Here is a 19,435-nt window from a genome sequence, read left to right as displayed (position 1 = left end):
TATGGTGGGGGGGGACGGATTCGAACCATCGAAGGCAGTGCCGGCAGATTTACAGTCTGCTCCCTTTGGCCACTCGGGAACCCCCCCAAATTTTACTTACCATTTTCGTCATCATTGCCCTAGGCAAAGTGAAAATGGTGCCGACTACCGGAATCGAACTGGTGACCTACTGATTACAAGTCAGTTGCTCTACCTACTGAGCTAAGTCGGCATAAGTGGAGCGCATTCTATTGAATGAATCTTTTCGATGCAACCGTTAAATTAAAAAAAAATCCGATTTTCACCACATTCTTTTTGTTTGACGACTTTTTGTACACATTTCGGGGAATTAGCATCAGCCCATTGCATGAATTATTTGATTTATCCCTTGCTTCAGGTATGTTCAGCACTCTGTCACTTTATTCCATGGTTAGGTTACCTATGAGTCCCTTTATGTCATTCAGTCGAGAGCAATGGTCAGCGCTTCGCAACGCCGTACCCATGACCCTCACAGAAGAAGACCTAAAAGAGCTTCAAGGCATCAATGAAAAGCTAACTATGCAGGAAGCCACTGACGTCTACCTGCCTCTTTCTAGGTTGCTTAACCTTTATGTTGCAGCAAGGCAGCGCCGTAACTCTGTACTTGGTGAGTTTTTAGGCAATACCGAACATACGCCGCCGTTTGTCATAGGCATCGCGGGCAGTGTTGCTGTCGGTAAAAGCACCACCGCACGTCTTTTAAAAGCACTATTAAGCCGTTGGGACAATCACCCAAAAGTTGAGTTGATTACCACTGACGGCTTCTTGTACCCGAATAAGACGCTACTCGAAAAGGGGCTGATGGGTAAAAAGGGCTTTCCAGAGTCTTACGATATGCGCCGCTTAGTGCAGTTCGTGTCCGATGTGAAAGCGTGCAAAAGAAATGTTCAGGCGCCGATCTATTCGCACATCACGTATGATATTACTGAGGAAGAAAAGGTCGTTGACCTTCCTGACGTGTTGATTATTGAAGGGCTGAACGTGCTGCAAAGCGGTATGGACTACCCACACGATCCACACCGCGTGTTCATCTCCGATTTTCTCGACTTTTCGCTCTATGTCGACGCAGACAGTGAGCAAATTGAGCAGTGGTACGTCAATCGCTTTATGAAGTTCCGTGAGGGTGCCTTTACTAAGCCTGGCTCTTACTTCAGCCACTATACCCAATTGAGCGCAGCAGAAGCCGAATCAAAGGCAAAGAACATTTGGGCGTCGATCAACGGCCTAAACCTGGTCGAAAACATCCTACCGACCAAAGAGCGCGCTCAGCTGATCTTGCAAAAAGGCGCTGATCACAGCGTTGAAACGGTGTATTTAAGAAAGTAAATAACAACTATGGTTCCTAAGCTCTAGGAACCATAACACCATTAAACATCAGCTTTTCGTAGCGAAATTTCACCGCCAACGTACGACTCAATCCCTCGCTCGGTTTCAAGCAAGACCGCACCTGTGGCATCAATACCTTGCACGATACCTTTTATCTCACGCTGACCCATGATGAGTTTCACTTCCCTACCTAAGAAGTTATCGTGCTGGTTCCAGCGCTCTACAAAACCATGCAAACCGCGCAGTTCATAATCTTCCAATGCCGCTTGCCACGCTTTAATAAACGCGACGACTAAATCATTACGGCTAAACGGTGTGTCTACCACTTCACTGAGCGATGTCCAAGGCTGATCGATACCCGTCACTTGCTCACTCATGTTGAGGTTCATACCCATGCCAATCACTAGGTTTGCTGCACCGCCCGCTTGACCCGACATTTCAACCAAAATCCCTGCTAACTTCTTATCTCGGTAGTACAGATCATTCGGCCATTTGAGCTTCACTCCCTCAATACCCAACTCTTGCAGCGCTTCGACTATAGCAACACCCACGACTAGGCTCAGCCCCATCGCCGCTGCCATACCCGCCTCTAAACGCCAGTACATCGATAGGTACAGGTTACTGCCAAACGGCGACACCCATTGTCTGCCGCGGCGTCCGCGACCTTTAGCTTGATACTCTGAGATGCCGACGCTACCAGAGTCTAAGGACTCTTGTTTGTCGAGTAGGTATTGGTTAGTTGAGTCTATGATTGGGATCAGCTCAAACGGTGTCGACACACTCTGTGCAAGGCGCTTTTCGCTCAATAGCTCCATCGGCTGAGCTAATTGATAACCTTTGCCCTGAACTCGGAAAATATCTACGCCCCACGCTTGAATGCCTTTAATGTGCTTACTCACTGCCGCACGCGAGATCCCGAGCTCTTCACCCAATGCCTCACCAGAGTGGAAGCCACCAGTGGCGAGCCTAGCGAGAATGGCCAGTTTCATTTGATGCTCTTTCATAGCACGTCCTTTAAATACACTTCATGGCTTGCGCCCATAAAGCGCACCTCATGCTCAAGTTCAACACCAAACTTATCAAGCACGTTTTGACGTACAAACGCCGCCAGACGCACCACATCGTCAGCAGTTGCATCATCATGATTAACCAGAACCAAAGCTTGGTTTGGGTGCACCATAGCACCACCAATTTGATGCCCTTTCAGGCCACATTGGTCAATAAGCCAGCCCGCCGCAAGCTTCATCCCATCCTCAGCTGGATAAGCCACAACCGCGTCATGTCTAGATTTAACTGAGGCATACAGGGCTTGGCTGATAATTGGGTTTTTGAAGAAGCTACCCGCATTCCCAGTAATAGCAGGATCAGGCAGTTTCTCTTGGCGAACCTTCACAACCACATCAAACACCTGCTTAGGTGTTACTGTGGTCAGATCCAGCGATTGCAAAGGTCCATAGCTAAGGTTCGGTCGCCACTGCTTATCCAGCTCTAGACCTATAGCAGTAACGATCGCTTTATCTTTCAACGCATGTTTGAAAATGGAATCACGATAGCCGAACTGACATTCATCTCGAGAAAGCCTTTTGACTTCGAACGTTTGCAAGCAAAGATAATCAACGTAACGACAAACATCTTTTAGCTCAATGCCATAAGCGCCAATATTTTGGATCGGTGCACTGCCCGAACAGCCCGGTATCAAGGCCAGATTTTCAATGCCTGCATAGCCATGCTCCACGCACCACTTCACCAGGTTTGGCCAATCTTCACCGCCGCTAATATGAAGCTTGTGTGTGGTCGCCGTATCGCTCACCTCAATACCGCTCAAGCGATTGATGATCACCACCCCTTCAAATGGTTCAGTGAACAGCATATTACTGCCCTTACCTAACATCAGTTTTGGTAGAGCTTGCCACTCTGGGCGCTGATAGACAGCAATTAAGTCTTCAACCGAGTGAACCTCGACTAAAGCGTGACATTGCTGACTAATACCAAAGGTGTGATACGGGCGGAGCTGAGCGTTGTTTTGAATTTGCATGGGCGTCGATTGATAGCTTACACTGCCGCTATTCTATCCTTTTGGAGTCCGAATTGGCTATGGATACGTTAAATTTCGGTGTGCTTGACCCGATAAAGCTCCCTATTGCAAAAAAACTCTACAAAGCGCACTACCCTGCTGGTAAGCCTAAAAGCGATGAACGCATACTGACGCTAAGTCGTAATCAAACCCTAAGTGCCTTGGTTCGATTTCGCACCATTGAGCAGTATCGTCTCATGACAGGCATGCTGGTTATCCCCGAGCAGCGAGGCTTGGGGTTGGGTCACCAACTGATGGCGCATCTGCAACAAACTGAACTCAATGATGGCGATTTTTGTTTCGCCCTGGGTCACCTTGAGAGTTTTTACGCACAGCATGGCTTTAAAACTCTAGCAGAAGAGGATCTGCCCAACCCACTTAAGCAGCTGTTTTGTCGCTATATTCAGGGTGGTAAGTCACTCGTTTCGATGCGTTACCTTGATCCCAGTTAAACTTATCAACGGTTTACTACCCATTAAGGACAAGAATTTGGTAAAATTCTAGGTTCGCAATTTTGCAATGACCAAAGGTACAGTCTCTACATGATGGCTTTTAGGAACTCTTTTGAACAGCTTCCCTCAATCGCGCAGGATCCGAGTAAACTCGATGTTTTGCTCTCTGCTAGCGACTATCGCGAACATATCATTCAAGCGATACGCGAAGCAAAGTCAAGAATCTACCTAGTCGCACTGTATTTGGAAGATGACGACGCAGGACGCCAAATTCTTAGCGAGCTTTATCAAGCGAAACAAAATAACCCAGCCCTGGATATCGCAGTCTGTGTTGACTGGCATCGAGCTCAGCGCGGCCTTATTGGCGCTAAGCAATCTGACGGCAACGCGGTGATGTATCGCGAGTTTCGTGAAAAACACCAATACGGCGTCCCTGTCTATGGCATACCGGTTCGCGGCCGTGAAGTGTTCGGCGTGCTGCACCTAAAAGGCTTTATCATCGACGATACCGTCATTTATAGCGGTGCTAGTCTTAATAACATCTACCTAAACTACAAAGATCGCTATCGTTTCGACCGCTATCACGTGCTCGAAAACGCCAAGCTTGCCGACAGCATGGCAAACTTTGTGGCCACAGAGATGATCGCCAATCCAGCAGTCAATGACTTGTCACAGCCACAAAAGCCAACCACAAAAGAAATCAAAGCGGAGATCCGCCAACTGCGTGGTTCACTCTCTCAAGCACGTTACGAGTTTGATGCCGAGCCTGCGAATGAGAACCAAGTGTCGGTCACGCCGATTGTGGGCATTGGCAAACGCCGCAACAAGCTAAATCAGAGCATCAATCAGCTTCTTGCTAGCGCTAAAGACGAAATCTTTATTTGTACTCCTTATTTCAACTTCCCTAAATCGGTGGCGAAAGAGATCAAACGCGCGCTAAAACGTGGCGTCAAAGTACGTATTGTCGTTGGCGATAAAACCGCGAACGATTTCTACATTTCACCAGAAGAAGACTTTAAGACCATAGGTGGTCTACCGTATCTGTATGAAATGAACCTGCGCCGTTTCGCAAAAGCCAACGAAGCACACATTGCCAGCCGTAATCTGTGTATTCGCCTTTGGAAACACGATGCCAACAGCTTCCACTTAAAAGGCATTTGGGTCGATAAGCGCTACATGCTGATTACAGGTAACAACCTTAACCCACGCGCTTGGAGCTTGGATTTAGAGAACGCAATTCTAATTCAGGATCACTACTCGCACTTGGTTGAGAAGTTTGATGCTGAGATTGAGAATATTCTTGAGCATACTCAGTTGATTTGTACTTATAAGCAGCTTGAAAAAGTTGAGAATTATCCGCTGCCGGTGCAGAAATTGTTGAAGAAGATTACTCGGGTTAGGGCTGATCGGGTTTTGAAGCAGTTGCTTTAAGCCTAAGAGATTAAATAGCGCTACGATCACCTAAACTCCAGACACAAAAAAACCAGCCTATATCGGCTGGTTTTTTTCATCTAACGAAGCTTACGCTTTCGCTGGACGGCTCGCACGCTTACGTTCGTTCTCGGTAAGAAGCTTCTTACGAATACGAATGTTCTCAGGCGTAACTTCTACTAGCTCATCTTCATCGATGAACTCTAGAGCTTGCTCAAGGGTGTGCTTAATTGGTGGCGACAGAACCTGCGCTTCATCAGTACCTGATGCGCGAACGTTTGTCAGCTGCTTACCTTTCAAACAGTTTACTGTTAGATCGTTCGAACGGTTGTGAATACCGATGATTTGGCCTTCGTATACCTCATCAGCGTGCTCAGCAAACAAGCGACCACGTTCTTGTAGGTTAAACAGCGCGTAAGTCAGAGCTTTACCTGTTGCGTTTGAAATCAGTACACCGTTGTTACGTTGACCAATTACGCCGCCTTTGTGTGGGCCGTAATGATCAAAAGTATGGTACAGCAGACCTGAACCAGACGTTAGTGTAAGGAATTCAGTTTGGAAACCGATAAGACCACGTGAAGGCATCATAAAGTCCATACGTACACGGCCTTTACCATCCGGAGCCATGTCCGTTAGTTCACCTTTACGCAGACCGATATTTTCCATGATGCCACCTTGGTGTTCTTCTAGAACATCAATGGTAACTGTCTCGTATGGTTCTAGTAGCTGACCATCTTCTTCTTTGATGATAACTTCAGGACGAGACACCGCTAGCTCAAAGCCTTCACGACGCATGTTCTCGATCAGGATAGATAGGTGAAGCTCACCACGACCTGAAACGCGGAACTTGTCTGGATCGTCCGTTTGTTCAACACGTAATGCTACGTTGTGAACTAGCTCTTTCTCTAAGCGCTCTAGGATGTTACGAGAGGTAACAAACTTACCTTCTTTACCAGCGAAAGGAGAAGTATTTACTTGGAACGTCATAGTTACTGTAGGTTCGTCCACTGACAGTGGAGTCATCGCTTCAACAGTATTGACGTCACAGATTGTGTCCGAGATTTTCAGCTCACCAAGACCTGTGATCGCAATGATGTCACCTGCATTCGCTTGCTCAACTTCGTGACGGTCAAGGCCAAGGTAGCCAAGGACTGTACCAACTTTACCATTGCGTTTCTTACCGTCAGAACCAACGACAGTCACTTGCTGGTTTGGCTTAACAGAGCCGCGAGTTACACGACATACGCCAATGACACCCACGTATGAGCTGTAATCTAGCTGAGAAACCTGCATTTGCAGTGCGCCGTCAAGATCAACGTTTGGAGCATCTACGTTGTCAACGATAGCTTGGAACAATGGTTCCATGTTCTCGCCTTCTTCGCCTTCTTCTAGTGTTGCCCAACCATTAAGTGCTGATGCATAAACTACTTGGAAGTCCAATTGATCATCAGTTGCACCTAGGTTATCGAACAAGTCAAACACTTGGTCCATAACCCAATCTGGGCGAGCGCCCGGACGGTCGATTTTGTTGATAACAACAATCGGCTTAAGACCGTGAGCAAATGCTTTTTGTGTTACAAAGCGAGTTTGCGGCATTGGGCCATCTACTGCGTCTACGATAAGTAGTACAGAGTCTACCATCGACATAATACGCTCAACTTCGCCACCGAAATCCGCGTGTCCCGGAGTATCAACGATGTTGATGCGGTGATCGTTCCAGTTGATCGCTGTGTTTTTAGCAAGGATCGTGATACCACGTTCCTTTTCGATATCGTTCGAGTCCATAACTCGCTCTTCAGTTTCACCGCGAGACTCAAGAGTACCGGATTGCTGAAGCAGCTTGTCAACAAGGGTAGTTTTACCGTGGTCAACGTGCGCGATAATCGCAATGTTTCTTAACTTATCAATCTGTGGAGTTGACATAGATTTCTTTCACTCAGTCAAGAGTCGCCGCACGATAGCCGCTGACTCGATTAAAAAAACGCCCGCAATATACCAGAAATAACGAGAGTTGTGATCTTCTTCGTTGAAATCTTGCTTAAACATAGTCGCTTTAGACTGGTTTTGCCGTAAAACGACGCCATAAAGCGGTTGTTTCACCAAATCAAAGCATGACGAAAGCCAAGCTTCACGTATCGGTTGACAGGTGAGCCAAAACCATGCTGAATGTATGGGCTATTTGATTCAACTTGGTGCAAGAATTTAACATTGCACACTTATGGTGCAATCAATGATCATTTTGGTGCAAACGTTTGCTCCAATTTGGAACTAAGTTTTTTATAGTATTGAAAAATAACGGATTTATTTTTTGGCACGGTTCTGGCTTTATTAGAATCAGCATCGATTAACGCACTTCATTAAGCAGACGTTAATCAATGCCGATTAACACTAATCGAGCACTCAACCGCTTTAATAACACTGGAGGTTTTCCAAGATGTCAGTAGAAAATGTTCTATCGCTGATCCAAGAGAACGAAGTTAAATTCGTAGATCTACGCTTTACAGATACTAAGGGTAAAGAGCAACACGTTTCTATCCCTGCACACCAAGTAGACGCAGACTTCTTTGAAGAAGGTAAAATGTTTGACGGTTCTTCTGTTGCTGGCTGGAAAGGCATCAACGAGTCAGACATGGTGATGATGCCAGACGCAGCAAGCGCGGTTCTTGACCCATTCACTGAAGACGCAACTCTGAACATTCGTTGTGACATCCTAGAGCCTGCAACTATGCAAGGCTACGACCGTGATCCACGCTCAATCGCTAAGCGCGCTGAGGACTACCTACGTTCAACAGGTATCGCAGATACTGTTCTAGTGGGTCCAGAGCCAGAATTCTTCCTATTCGACGACGTTAAGTTTGCAACAGACATGTCTGGTTCATTCTTCAAAATTGACGACGTAGAAGCAGCTTGGAACACAGGTACTGATTTCGAAGGCGGTAACAAAGGTCACCGTCCTGGCGTTAAAGGTGGTTACTTCCCAGTAGCTCCAGTTGACTCTTCTCAAGACATCCGTTCAGCAATGTGTCTAGTTCTAGAAGAAATGGGTCAAGTTGTTGAAGCGCACCACCACGAAGTAGCGACTGCGGGTCAGAACGAAATCGCAACTCGTTTCAACACGCTAACGGCTAAAGCGGACGAAATCCAAGTTTACAAGTACGTTGTACACAACGTTGCTCACGCATTTGGTAAGACGGCAACATTCATGCCTAAGCCTCTAGTAGGTGATAACGGTTCTGGTATGCACGTTCACCAATCTCTAGCGAAAGACGGTGTTAACCTGTTCGCTGGCGACAAGTACGGCGGCCTATCTGAAATGGCTATTTACTACATCGGTGGTGTTATCAAGCACGCTAAAGCAATCAACGCATTTGCTAACGCATCAACTAACTCGTACAAGCGTCTTGTACCAGGCTTCGAAGCACCAGTTATGCTTGCTTACTCTGCACGTAACCGCAGCGCTTCTATCCGTATCCCAGTGGTACCAAGCCCGAAAGCACGTCGTATCGAGCTACGCTTCGGTGACCCATCTGCAAACCCATACCTATGTTTTGCAGCAATGCTTATGGCTGGTCTTGACGGTATCAAGAACAAGATCCACCCAGGCGAAGCAATGGATAAAGACCTTTACGATCTACCAGCTGAAGAAGCGGCAGAGATCCCAACAGTGGCTTACTCACTAAAAGAAGCTCTAGAGTGTCTAGACGCTGACCGTGAGTTCCTAACATCTGGCGGTGTATTCTCTGATGACTTTATCGATTCTTACATCGACCTCAAGTCTCAAGACGTAGAGAAAGTAAACATGACCACTCACCCACTTGAGTTTGAACTGTACTACTCAGTTTAATCGACAAAATGGCATGAATTTCATGTTTTCATAAATATTAGGCTCGCCTCGCAGGTGGGCCTTTTTTCTATTCGAAATCCTCTCCCTGCGCGTTAGCATAACCAAACTCTTTAAACGCTACCTAAGGTCTCTTGCATGGTTACCGCGCGGCGCACTGTCACTCATCTCGTTGCTTTACTGTGCCTGGTTGGCGTATTGAGCCTTGCTGGTCATCACGTTTCTGCCACCGATATTTATCATTGGAAGGACGAGCAAGGAAACATTCACTTTAGTGACTTTCCCGACAGCCCAAACGCGCAGGCTATATCGCTTCCAGACGTTCCTGCCCCCCCACAAGTCCTCAATGAGGCTCCTGTAGATTGGACATCAAGCCCGTATCTGGAGCAGAGTCAAAAGCAAGCAAGTACTAAGCTAGCGGTGGCTATAACGCGTCCACAGCATGATGCGACGCTGCGAAATAACTCCGGAGACTTCTCAGTCAGTGCCTCTATCTCAGGCTCTCTAACTGACATACAAACCCTGCAGCTTCTTCTCGATGGCAGGCCTTATGGCTCACCACAAACCACGGCGAGTTGGAGTTTGACCAACATAGATCGCGGTACTCACACCTTAACCATACAAGTGCAGCAAAGCGGCAAGGTAATTGCATCATCCAATACTATAACAGTGCATCTTCATCGTGCATCGGTGCAATAGTAAGCAGAGCCGCCCTAACGCTTTTACTCTAGTTTAAATTGCGCCATACTTAGCTTATGCAATGCACCATTTTAGTGCACAGGGCGACCCTCGCTCGTGCAGTGCACCAATATAGAACAGAGTAAGGAGAGCGTGTGGCAAATTGTGAATTGACCGATGCAATACTCAACAATGTTGTGACTGCAACATTGATGCTCAACGAAGGGCTGACGGTTCAATATGCCAACCCTGCTGCCGAACAACTTTTTGCTCAAAGCGCCAAACGCTTGGTTGGCTGCCATTTATCGCAGTTTATCCAGCATGCATCACTCGATCTCGCGCTGCTGACCCAGCCGCTACAGAGCGGCCAAAGTATCACCGACAGCGACGTAACCTTTGTGGTCGATGGCAAACCTCTACTACTTGAAGTGACGGTCAGTCCGCTCTCTTGGAACAAGGAGCTGATGCTATTAGTAGAGATGCGCAAAATTGGCCAGCAAAAGAGACTGTCCCAAGAGCTCAACCAACATGCTCAGCAGCAAGCAGCAAAACTTCTGGTTCGTGGCCTTGCCCATGAAATTAAGAACCCGCTAGGTGGTTTACGTGGCGCCGCTCAGCTGCTGTCAAAGATGTTGCCCGATCCTTCTCTCAACGAATATACCAACATTATTATTGAGCAAGCTGACCGACTAAGAGCTCTTGTCGATCGGCTACTCGGCCCACAAAAACCTGGCACCAAAAAACAAGAAAACCTCCATCTGATTTTGGAGAAGGTACGCCAGTTGGTGGAGCTAGAGGCCGGTACAAGTCTTGCTATCGAGCGCGACTACGATCCTAGCCTGCCGCCGATATTAATGGATACGGATCAAATCGAGCAGGCGCTACTCAATATCACCAGCAATGCTGCGCAAATTCTCAGCCGCCAGGAGAATGGCAAGATCACCATGCGTACCCGCACCGTGCATCAAGCCAATATTCACGGCCAGCGCCACAAGCTCGCGGCTCGCATAGAAATTATCGACAATGGGCCAGGCATTCCTGCCGACCTTCAAGACACACTGTTTTACCCAATGGTCAGTGGCCGAGAAGGCGGTACCGGACTTGGCTTGTCCATTTCACAAAACTTGATCGACCAACACAATGGAAAAATAGACGTAGAAAGTTGGCCCGGTCGTACCATTTTTACAATTTATCTGCCCATTTAAAGCCCTAAGAGGCTATTGGATGGCTTGCTGTAAGGAAGTTTGGCTATGAGTAAAGGATATGTATGGGTCGTCGATGACGACAGCTCGATACGATGGGTAATGGACAAAACCCTATCGTCGGCAAACATCAAGTGTGAAACCTTCGCTGATGCAGAAAGCGTGCTAATGGCATTGGAGCGCGAAACGCCAGATGTGTTGGTGTCCGACATTCGCATGCCTGGCATCGATGGCATTGAGCTGCTCAATCGCGTTCAGCAGAGCGCACCAGAGCTGCCAGTTATCATCATGACTGCGCATTCCGACTTAGACGCTGCGGTCAACGCTTATCAAAAAGGGGCGTTTGAGTACCTACCGAAACCGTTCGATATCGACGAAACCCTCACCTTAGTCGAGCGTGCTATCACCCATAGTCAGGAGCAAAAAAGCGCCCTATCCAGTGAAGAGACCATAGCCGCTGAAGCGCCAGAAATCATCGGTGAAGCACCAGCGATGCAAGAAGTGTTTCGCGCCATCGGCAGACTGTCACGCTCTTCCATCTCGGTGCTCATCAACGGTGAATCTGGCACAGGTAAGGAGCTCGTCGCTCATGCGCTGCATCGCCATAGTCCTCGCTCAAGTAAGCCGTTTATCGCCCTGAACATGGCGGCAATTCCAAAAGACCTCATTGAGTCAGAGCTGTTCGGCCATGAGAAAGGCGCATTTACTGGCGCCAACAGTGTTAGACAAGGCCGCTTCGAACAAGCCAATGGCGGTACCCTGTTTCTCGATGAAATTGGCGACATGCCACTCGACATTCAAACTCGCTTACTGCGCGTACTGGCCGACGGTCAGTTCTATCGTGTTGGTGGGCACTCTGCGGTCAAAGTGGACGTGCGTATCGTCGCCGCTACGCACCAAAACCTCGAAAAACTGGTTAACGAAGGAGAGTTTCGTGAAGACTTGTTCCATCGTCTAAATGTTATTCGCATCCATATCCCTTCTCTAAGAGAACGTAAACAAGATATTGAAAAGCTCACGCTGCACTTCCTATCATTAGCTGCGGAAGAGCTGGGCGTAGAAACCAAGTCACTCAACGCCGATACGGTCGAGATCCTCAATCAACTTGATTGGCCTGGTAACGTACGTCAGCTAGAAAACACCTGTCGCTGGCTAACAGTGATGGCAAGCGGTAGTGAAATACTGCCCAATGACTTGCCACCAGAGCTACTTGATGAACCCAAACGTATAACCGAAATGAGCGGCGGTGATTGGCAGCAACTGCTTTCGTCATGGGCACAACAAGCTTTAGCATCGGGAGAAACTGAGATCCTCAATCGCGCTCAACCTGATTTTGAACGCATTTTGCTTGAGGCCGCACTCTCGCATACCAATGGCCACAAACAAGATGCCGCCAAAGTGCTCGGCTGGGGTCGAAACACCCTAACCCGCAAGCTTAAAGAGCTTTATTAGAAAACCTGAGGCAGACAATGGGCATTTTGGGAAGATAACGACATCAACCACGTTAGTGTGCTGATTATCAACAAAATAGACGATTACTTGCCTTAATGTCCTAAACTTCCCATTGAGTTAGCCGATAAAATAACAAAGCGCGATACCTAATATCGCGCGCTACTCGAATTATGTTTTATCGGTTAAGTATCTTATCTCTATGCCTGGTTTGTTTACGCTCTCTCTTAAAAAAGCACTCATTGCGCCTTTTATTGTGGTGTTCTTGTGCTCCGTTGGCACTATTTTGTGGCTACAGAAGCAGCGTTACGATGATTTGGCGCTAGATGTGAGTGAAAAGCAGCTATCGAGTTTAACTACCAATGTGGTACAGAGCTTAGATATCTACTTAGATAAACCTATGACCGCGGTGAAAGCGCTCGCTCATGCCATTGAGTATCACAAACTCTACACGCCGAACGACGCGGCGAAGCTTGAGGATTATCTACGTTCCAGTTTCGCGACTCTCAATATCCAGTCACCACAAATCGATCTAATGGGATTTGGCGGCGAGCAGGGAGAGTTCTTGGCCATGAGAGCGGCAGAACGATCAGCAGAGAAGGTCAAATTCTCGCTAATGGTAAAAGATTCCGGCACCAATGGCGATCTGCTGATCTACGCCGATGACCACAGAGGCTCAGATATCCTTGGCAACATTGCTGCCTACGACCCGCGTCAACGCCCCTGGTATTTACCAATCCGACGGCAGCATCAAGCTGCATGGTCTGAAGTTTACACCAACGCCGATGCTGCTCAAGAGGTCACCATTTCTGCCCTCGCCCCTGTGTTTCAATCGGATGCTCGACAGCGCTCCTTAGTCGGCGTCGCTGCTGTCGATGTGCAGATCGATACCTTCCGACAGTTTTTAGCAGGTTTGAATGTTACCCACCAAGCCAAAGTCTATGTGATGGATGCCGAACAAGCGCTGATCGCGCAAAGCGATTCGACAACGATCCTTGATGACTTAGGCCAGCGCCGTTTGCTGACAAACAGCAAGGATCCAATGGTGCAGCGCATTAGCCAGGCTATTGAATCGCTGGCCAGTAAACAGTCTGTGCTACTGACTCATCAAGATGAGCAGACTCAATACATCATGGTCAGTCACTACCAAACCAACACTCAAATCAACTGGTATGTGGTTGTCGTCATCTCAGCCGCCGATCTGATGGGTGATATCCCCGTCGTCAGCCAGCAAACGCTTTGGGTTAGCCTGTTGCTTGGACTCTCTGGTATGGGACTAGGCATCTTTGTTCTCAACCGTCTCACTGTCCCATTATCAGAAACGGCAAAAGCGGCGAAACAGATCGCCAATGGCTCTTGGGATTACCCGCTACCTAAACGCAACCAGATCACGGAAATTTCACAGCTGCTGCAAAGCTTCTCGGCAATGCGCTCGCACCTTCAAGCCTCATTTCATGCGCTCAGAGAGCAACTTGTCCGAGACAACCTGACTAAGCTCTACAGCCGCCAAGGGTTTATAGAAACCTGCGATTCACTTAAAGTGCAACAAAACGGCTGCGGTGCCATGCTGCTGATTGGTATCAACCAGTTTCGTGACATCAATGACAGCTTGGGTCACCACTCTGGTGATGTACTGCTAACCATTGTCGCTGAGCGCCTTAAAGCTTGGGTACTCACAGAAAGTGGCGTGTTAGGACGTGTCGGTGGTGACGAATTTGCCATCTATCTGCCCAATCTTAGCTCGCAAGAAAAGCTCTGTTATCAACATCGTCTAAAGCAGATTTTCGCAGCGCCGTTTGTTGTCGCTGGGGAGCCACTTAGTCTCAATATCTCCATCGGTGTCGCTCACGACTGTGATAATGCCGATATGTGCTTGAGAAATGCTGGAATTGCCTTGAGTCATGCCAAAACCGATAACAATCGGATCAGCGTCTACACGCCAGTAATGGCAGAGCAGTCTAAGAACAAGACTCGTATGTTGACTTATTTAAGACACGCACTCGACCATGACCTGTTTGAAGTTTACTTCCAGCCTTTGGTCGATATCCGTACTGGCGCTCCTTTTGGCGCTGAAGCGCTTTTAAGGCTGCGTGACCAAGATGGAAAGTTCATCTCACCATTGAGTTTTATTCCGCTGGCGGAGAGCTCTGGCCTTATCAAAGCCATCGGTCAGCATATGGCAGCAGATGCTATGCAGACCGTCAATCGCGCCATTGAACAAGGCACGCTACCACCGCAATTTCAACTGCACATCAATGTCTCTGTCATCGAGCTCTCTGACCATGAGTATATTGGCCAACTGCAGCGTTTACTTGAGCAAACAAGGTTTCCAGCGGCACAATTAACGGTAGAAATCACAGAATCACAGCTCGCCGATAACGACCCTGTTATCCTTGCCAATATGACGAAAATCAAAGCGCTTGGCGTGAGTATTGCGATTGATGACTTCGGCACCGGTTACTCATCGCTGGCCTACCTGCACAAGTTACCGTTTGATAGCATTAAGATCGATAAGGCGTTCGTCGATAGATTGACGCGTGACAATGCCGATGACAGCGTCGTCGCAGCAATCAGCAAACTGTCACGAAGCTTTGGTTTTAGTTTGGTGGCAGAAGGCGTTGAAACACAAGTGCAAGCGGAGCTTATCCGTATGTTGGGTTGTCATCATGCGCAGGGGTTCTTATTCAGTCCACCGCTCCCACTTGAACAGTGGCCTTCCCTTCACTGGCAGCAAGAGCCCAACTTAGAGCCAACAACATAACAGGCACAAAAAAGTCCGCTATCGAGCGGACTTTTTACTGTCGGTATGAGCGGTTAAATCACTCGCGAGAACTGCTGCTGACGCGCGCGTTGACGTAAGTACTTATCAAAGCTCATGCAGATGTTACGAATCAACAAACGACCACGGAGCGTCACATCAATCGTGCGCTCAGAGACACTCACCAACTCATCGTCAATGAAAGTCTGCAGCAGTGACATATCTTCTGCAAAATACTGATTAAAGTCGACAGAGAAGGTGTTCTCGATGAACTTTTTGTCTAGGCTAAAGTTGCAGATAAGCTGTTTAATCACTTCACGGCGGATCAAGTCATCTTTATCCAATACAACCCCTTTCCACAAGGCATGACGCAATTCGTTAACCTGAGCGTAGTACTTCTTCAGCTCTTTTTGATTTTGTGCGTAGCTATCACCAATCATAGAGATCGCCGACACACCAAAGCCGACCAAATCACAGTCACCCTGTGTGGTGTAGCCTTGGAAGTTACGATGCAATTCACCCGCACGCTGAGCGACCGCCAGCTCATCTTCTGGAAGCGCGAAGTGATCCATACCGATAAACTGGTAGCCAGCACCAGTAAGCGTCGCGATGGTATCTTGCAAGATAGCCATCTTTTCTTCCGCTTGCGGTAAGTCTTCGTCTTTGATTTTACGCTGCGCGGCAAACAAGTTAGGCATATGAGCGTAGTTAAACACCGACAAGCGGCCAGGACGCATGGTCAGCACTTGCTCAAGAGTCTTAGCGAAACGCGCTTGAGTTTGCTTTGGCAAGCCGTAGATCAAATCGAGGTTGGTTGAACGAAAACCAAGCTCCTTAGCGCGCTTAGCCATCGCAAAGATAAACTCTTCGTCCTGCTCACGGTTAACTAAGGTTTGAACTTCTTTATTAAAGTCCTGCACACCGATGCTCAAGCGGTTAAAGCCTTCTTCGCGAAGATGGTCGAGCATATCCAGCTCGATTTCACGTGGGTCGACTTCAATACTGATTTCTGCACCCTGCTCAAAGAAGAACTCACCACGCAGTATCGCCATCAAACGACTGATTTGACTCTTAGACAAAAACGTCGGCGTACCGCCACCAAAATGCAGTTGCGTGACTTTACGCTCTTGAAGCAAGGTCGCACGCTGACGAATTTCGTGCTCCAGCACATCTAAGTACTCATCCGCCTTATGAGCGTGACGAGTGATGACTTTATTGCAGCCACAGTAGTAACAAAGCTTGTGACAAAATGGGATATGTACGTACAGAGACAGTGGACGCTCTGGGTATTGGCTGCATGCCATATCGAAATCAGAAATGGTATACGCTTCATGAAACTCAACCGCTGTCGGATAGGAGGTGTAACGTGGTCCCGAATAGTTGTACTTATCGAGAATCGCTTGATCCCATACGATTTGCTGTTGAGTGTCGGATTGATTTTGAGACATGGTCATACTTCCAATAAACACGGTGCTGTCACCCTGCGCCTTCGAACCCAACGTTGAGCCAGTGACGCTTTAGATAAGGCGCTATTTTGCCACACTAGTAAACAACATAGCGACTGTGGGCGTTTCAATCGCTATGGTTTATGGCGAGCAATCGCCAAATTTGCTAGGGCGATCACTCGCCCTTCGCTAGGTAAACGCCCCTAACCCACCAGCTTAATATCAATTTGATCGTTAAGCGGCTTTACAGTGCGTTGCAGCAGTTTCATCTCTTCAATGATACTGTCATTGAGGCGTGCTTCAGCTTTTTGCCTAGATAAATTATCACGCATACGCTGCTGTTTTTCCATTGCTTGCCTCGCTTCACCGCGGGGCATGTCTTTGACGACATGATAAAGCTCAGCGGTCGCAGGAAAGTCCTTATCGAAGTCGACACGCTCTTCACCTTGAACGTAGTCCATGATGTTATAGAGGCGAATCGCCGCTTCGGATAAATCGCACTGACCTTGGATCGTAGCTAAGCAAATGGTATCAACACTTTCAAAAATGTTGGCATTACGCTTTTTAATCGCCAGATCACGATGCTGCTGTTGCAACTCCTTTTGCTTTTTAAGTTGCAGTAGCAAATACCCAGCATAACCTGCCAAACCCACAATAATGAGCGTGCCAACAATGGCTAACAGAGTAACGGTATTCATCTACTTTACCTCTCGCTATCCTTTGAACTGATCCATATCGACATCTTCGAACTGAGACAGAAGCTCGTCATCGCTGCTCGCTTTCTTGTTTGGTGCAGACACTGGCTCTTCGAACATTTCTTCTTCGTCGTACTCAGGTTCCATCAGACCCAGTTGGTTCATCAGCCTCTCAATGCGATCCAGCTTCTCATCAACATATTTCTGTAGGCCTGCACCTAGGTTCTCACCACTTTCGATGCGATCCAGCAACACGTTCAGTTGTGCATCATTCTCTAGCATCTCTAGCTCTTGCTCAGCAGAAAGACGACGCTCAACTTTAGTTGGTTTCTTGTTCGGCTCAACAATCAGTGGGATCTTTTTCTTGCTACCAAGACGCGGATCCAGTTTGGCAGAACCTGTGCCCTGCTTCACTTCTTGACCTTCAGAGTGGCGACTGCCCGACTTCTGACCCTTACGCTTTTTCAAACGCTTACGAAGACGACCGTCTACGTCCGCTTGTGAACGGTTACGCGTAACCGCAACTACCGGCTCAGGGTTAGAACCCGGTTTTCTTGATTTTTTCTTACGACTCATTACGTAAGCTTCCTCAGTAAAATGACATCATTACCAATGAATTCTATGTCTAGCCCGTCTCGCTCTGCGAGGTACAAGAACGTGGCTCGACTAAAGAAAACAACATGTGTCTGGTCATTTTTGTAGTGCCATTTATCAAATGCGTCTACATCTATGACCAGTTTTGTCATTAAGCCTAACCATCCTCCAGGCTTAATGAGCGATAACCATTGTTGCCAAACCTGGTTTGGCTCATACAAGTGCTCGATCACCTCTGTCGCGGTAACCACATCGTAACTAGTATCGAGTACAGATTTATCCGGATAATAGTACAGATCGTACAGTGCCATGTCATGGCCTTGCTCTGTGAGCATCAGTGACAGAGTTGGACCAGGACCACATCCAAAGTCTAGTCCTTTTGAACCGGGTGCAATTCGCTGCAAAATTGGATCTGCCAATCGAGACAAAAAGCGACGGTATCCTTGGTCTTGGGGATCGTTATTATGGAGGTCATAGTGCGCCTTTTCACTCACCGCATCGAGACGCTGTTCTCTTGGCACAAACACCAGTTCACAACGCGTGCACTGCAAGTAATCACGCTTTTTGTCACTATGATAATGGTGGACGGATTGTCCCGAACACAGTGGGCAAGCTTCCACAATTCCTCTCCTTCGCGATACCCTGATCAATACAAGGGTGCGAAACATACCAGAAAGTGAGCACTGTGGGGAGTAGAGATGGGTATTTTTTCTACAATTTAGTCAATTTAATCGTGGAAAATCGGCGGACGACCAAGGATGACCGCACCGCCACGAGACATTACATCCAATCTGTGTTGCGAATAATGCCCACTGCAATACCTTCAATCGCAAGATGTTGTGCAGTCAGATCCACTTCAATCGGCGAAAACTCTTCATTTTCAGCATGCAGCAACACGGTTGCCCCTTTGCGCTCTAAACGCTTCACGGTTACGTCTTCATCTACGCGCGCTACAACGACTTGTCCATCACGAACGTCTTGCGTTTTGTGCACCGCGAGTAAATCGCCATCCATGATGCCGATGTCTTTCATACTCTCGCCGTTAACGCGAAGTAAAAAGTCAGCTTGAGGCTTAAACATGCCTGGGTCGACTTGATAGTGCGCTTCAACGTGCTCTTGAGCCAAAATCGGCTCACCCGCTGCAACTTGACCAATAAGAGGCAAACCTGGATCTTCGTTCGCTGGTTCTTGCTCAAGCAAAATCCGGATCCCGCGCGAGGCGCCAGGGATAATTTCGATCGCTTTTTTACGAGCGAGGGCTTTTAGGTGTTCTTCGGCCGCATTCGCTGAACGGAACCCAAGTTCCTTGGCGATTTCGGCGCGCGTAGGTGGCATACCTACATCGTCTATTTTGGTTTTGATTAGATCAAAAACCTGCTGTTGTCGGGGCGTTAGCGGCTTCATACATCACCTGTCTGTTTATACAGTTAACTGTGAGTATATCCAGTAATTAGCTAATTGCAACGATAATT

General features: G+C 47.8%; 16 protein-coding genes and 2 tRNA genes. 8 read left to right on the top strand and 10 right to left on the bottom strand.

The features are described 5' to 3' along the window. Positions 1-2: 2 nt before the first annotated feature. A tRNA-Tyr gene (locus PG915_RS01525) sits at positions 3-87 on the bottom strand. Positions 88-135: 48 nt separating this feature from the next. After that, positions 136-211: transfer RNA gene (locus tag PG915_RS01520), tRNA-Thr, on the bottom strand. Positions 212-420: 209 nt separating this feature from the next. Here PG915_RS01520 and coaA point away from each other — a divergent pair. After that, positions 421-1,344: a type I pantothenate kinase gene (gene coaA, locus PG915_RS01515; RefSeq protein WP_353497585.1), complete on the top strand. Its 924-nt coding sequence runs from the start codon at positions 421-423 to the stop codon at positions 1,342-1,344. Positions 1,345-1,385: 41 nt separating this feature from the next. Here coaA and birA read toward each other — a convergent pair whose 3' ends face one another. Next, complete coding sequence (gene birA / locus PG915_RS01510; RefSeq protein WP_353497584.1) at positions 1,386-2,348, bottom strand: bifunctional biotin--[acetyl-CoA-carboxylase] ligase/biotin operon repressor BirA; 963 nt, start codon at positions 2,346-2,348, stop codon at positions 1,386-1,388. Continuing rightward, the gene (gene murB, locus PG915_RS01505) at positions 2,345-3,379 is read right to left on the bottom strand and encodes a UDP-N-acetylmuramate dehydrogenase (RefSeq protein WP_353497583.1); all 1,035 of its coding nucleotides are present in this window, start codon (positions 3,377-3,379) and stop codon (positions 2,345-2,347) included. Before murB ends, birA begins: the two co-directional genes overlap by 4 nt. Before the next feature lie 59 nt (positions 3,380-3,438). On the opposite strand from murB, the gene PG915_RS01500 reads away from it, so the two are divergent. After that, positions 3,439-3,870 (top strand): GNAT family N-acetyltransferase, encoded by a 432-nt coding sequence (locus PG915_RS01500; protein WP_353497582.1) that lies wholly within the window; start codon positions 3,439-3,441, stop codon positions 3,868-3,870. Positions 3,871-3,960: 90 nt separating this feature from the next. Continuing rightward, positions 3,961-5,301: a CDP-diacylglycerol--serine O-phosphatidyltransferase gene (gene pssA / locus PG915_RS01495; RefSeq protein ID WP_353497581.1), complete on the top strand. Its 1,341-nt coding sequence runs from the start codon at positions 3,961-3,963 to the stop codon at positions 5,299-5,301. Positions 5,302-5,391: 90 nt separating this feature from the next. On the opposite strand, the gene typA is transcribed toward pssA, so the two are convergent. Then, positions 5,392-7,224: a translational GTPase TypA gene (typA, locus tag PG915_RS01490; RefSeq protein ID WP_353497580.1), complete on the bottom strand. Its 1,833-nt coding sequence runs from the start codon at positions 7,222-7,224 to the stop codon at positions 5,392-5,394. A 511-nt stretch (positions 7,225-7,735) separates the two neighbouring features. Here typA and glnA point away from each other — a divergent pair. From glnA to PG915_RS01465, 5 genes are all read left to right on the top strand, one after another. After that, positions 7,736-9,145, top strand: coding sequence for a glutamate--ammonia ligase (gene glnA, locus PG915_RS01485; RefSeq protein ID WP_353497579.1), 1,410 nt, complete (start codon positions 7,736-7,738; stop codon positions 9,143-9,145). Between the two features lie 135 nt (positions 9,146-9,280). Beyond that, a complete protein-coding gene (locus PG915_RS01480; RefSeq protein ID WP_353497578.1) occupies positions 9,281-9,841 on the top strand; it encodes a DUF4124 domain-containing protein in 561 nt (186 codons plus the stop codon). Between the two features lie 134 nt (positions 9,842-9,975). Continuing rightward, positions 9,976-11,025, top strand: a complete 1,050-nt coding sequence (gene glnL, locus PG915_RS01475; RefSeq protein ID WP_353497577.1) for a nitrogen regulation protein NR(II) — start codon at positions 9,976-9,978, stop codon at positions 11,023-11,025. Between the two features lie 45 nt (positions 11,026-11,070). Next, complete coding sequence (glnG, locus tag PG915_RS01470) at positions 11,071-12,474, top strand: nitrogen regulation protein NR(I) (protein ID WP_353497576.1); 1,404 nt, start codon at positions 11,071-11,073, stop codon at positions 12,472-12,474. Positions 12,475-12,673: 199 nt separating this feature from the next. Continuing rightward, positions 12,674-15,232 (top strand): bifunctional diguanylate cyclase/phosphodiesterase, encoded by a 2,559-nt coding sequence (locus PG915_RS01465; RefSeq protein ID WP_353497575.1) that lies wholly within the window; start codon positions 12,674-12,676, stop codon positions 15,230-15,232. A 53-nt stretch (positions 15,233-15,285) separates the two neighbouring features. Here PG915_RS01465 and hemN read toward each other — a convergent pair whose 3' ends face one another. The 5 genes from hemN to lexA form a co-directional block, all read right to left on the bottom strand. Beyond that, positions 15,286-16,677 (bottom strand): oxygen-independent coproporphyrinogen III oxidase, encoded by a 1,392-nt coding sequence (gene hemN / locus PG915_RS01460; RefSeq protein ID WP_353497574.1) that lies wholly within the window; start codon positions 16,675-16,677, stop codon positions 15,286-15,288. A 200-nt stretch (positions 16,678-16,877) separates the two neighbouring features. Then, positions 16,878-17,372: a DUF2489 domain-containing protein gene (locus tag PG915_RS01455; RefSeq protein ID WP_353497573.1), complete on the bottom strand. Its 495-nt coding sequence runs from the start codon at positions 17,370-17,372 to the stop codon at positions 16,878-16,880. A 15-nt stretch (positions 17,373-17,387) separates the two neighbouring features. Continuing rightward, positions 17,388-17,945 carry a Der GTPase-activating protein YihI gene (gene yihI / locus PG915_RS01450; RefSeq protein ID WP_353497572.1) on the bottom strand — a complete coding sequence of 186 codons (558 nt, stop codon included), beginning with the start codon at positions 17,943-17,945 and terminating at the stop codon, positions 17,388-17,390. Then, positions 17,945-18,583, bottom strand: coding sequence for a class I SAM-dependent methyltransferase (locus PG915_RS01445; protein ID WP_353497571.1), 639 nt, complete (start codon positions 18,581-18,583; stop codon positions 17,945-17,947). The genes yihI and PG915_RS01445 overlap by 1 nt, the downstream gene beginning before the upstream one ends. Before the next feature lie 160 nt (positions 18,584-18,743). After that, a complete protein-coding gene (gene lexA, locus PG915_RS01440; protein WP_353497570.1) occupies positions 18,744-19,367 on the bottom strand; it encodes a transcriptional repressor LexA in 624 nt (207 codons plus the stop codon). Between the last annotated feature and the right edge of the window lie 68 nt (positions 19,368-19,435).

It is taken from the genome of Vibrio sp. CB1-14 (genome assembly GCF_040412085.2).
In the GTDB taxonomy this organism is placed as follows: domain Bacteria; phylum Pseudomonadota; class Gammaproteobacteria; order Enterobacterales; family Vibrionaceae; genus Vibrio; species Vibrio chaetopteri.
Note: the sequence above shows the minus strand (reverse complement) of the source record. Positions and strands in the feature narration are given on the sequence as shown.

Coding starts and splice junctions, on each gene's coding strand:
- hemN (WP_353497574.1), bottom strand. CDS start 16,677: ATGTCTCAAAATCAATCCGACACTCAACAGCAAATCGTATGGGATCAA.
- lexA (WP_353497570.1), bottom strand. CDS start 19,367: ATGAAGCCGCTAACGCCCCGACAACAGCAGGTTTTTGATCTAATCAAA.
- birA (WP_353497584.1), bottom strand. CDS start 2,348: ATGAAAGAGCATCAAATGAAACTGGCCATTCTCGCTAGGCTCGCCACT.
- coaA (WP_353497585.1), top strand. CDS start 421: ATGAGTCCCTTTATGTCATTCAGTCGAGAGCAATGGTCAGCGCTTCGC.
- PG915_RS01455 (WP_353497573.1), bottom strand. CDS start 17,372: ATGAATACCGTTACTCTGTTAGCCATTGTTGGCACGCTCATTATTGTG.
- glnA (WP_353497579.1), top strand. CDS start 7,736: ATGTCAGTAGAAAATGTTCTATCGCTGATCCAAGAGAACGAAGTTAAA.
- murB (WP_353497583.1), bottom strand. CDS start 3,379: ATGCAAATTCAAAACAACGCTCAGCTCCGCCCGTATCACACCTTTGGT.
- PG915_RS01500 (WP_353497582.1), top strand. CDS start 3,439: ATGGATACGTTAAATTTCGGTGTGCTTGACCCGATAAAGCTCCCTATT.
- PG915_RS01465 (WP_353497575.1), top strand. CDS start 12,674: ATGCCTGGTTTGTTTACGCTCTCTCTTAAAAAAGCACTCATTGCGCCT.
- typA (WP_353497580.1), bottom strand. CDS start 7,224: ATGTCAACTCCACAGATTGATAAGTTAAGAAACATTGCGATTATCGCG.
- pssA (WP_353497581.1), top strand. CDS start 3,961: ATGATGGCTTTTAGGAACTCTTTTGAACAGCTTCCCTCAATCGCGCAG.
- glnG (WP_353497576.1), top strand. CDS start 11,071: ATGAGTAAAGGATATGTATGGGTCGTCGATGACGACAGCTCGATACGA.
- PG915_RS01480 (WP_353497578.1), top strand. CDS start 9,281: ATGGTTACCGCGCGGCGCACTGTCACTCATCTCGTTGCTTTACTGTGC.
- yihI (WP_353497572.1), bottom strand. CDS start 17,945: ATGAGTCGTAAGAAAAAATCAAGAAAACCGGGTTCTAACCCTGAGCCG.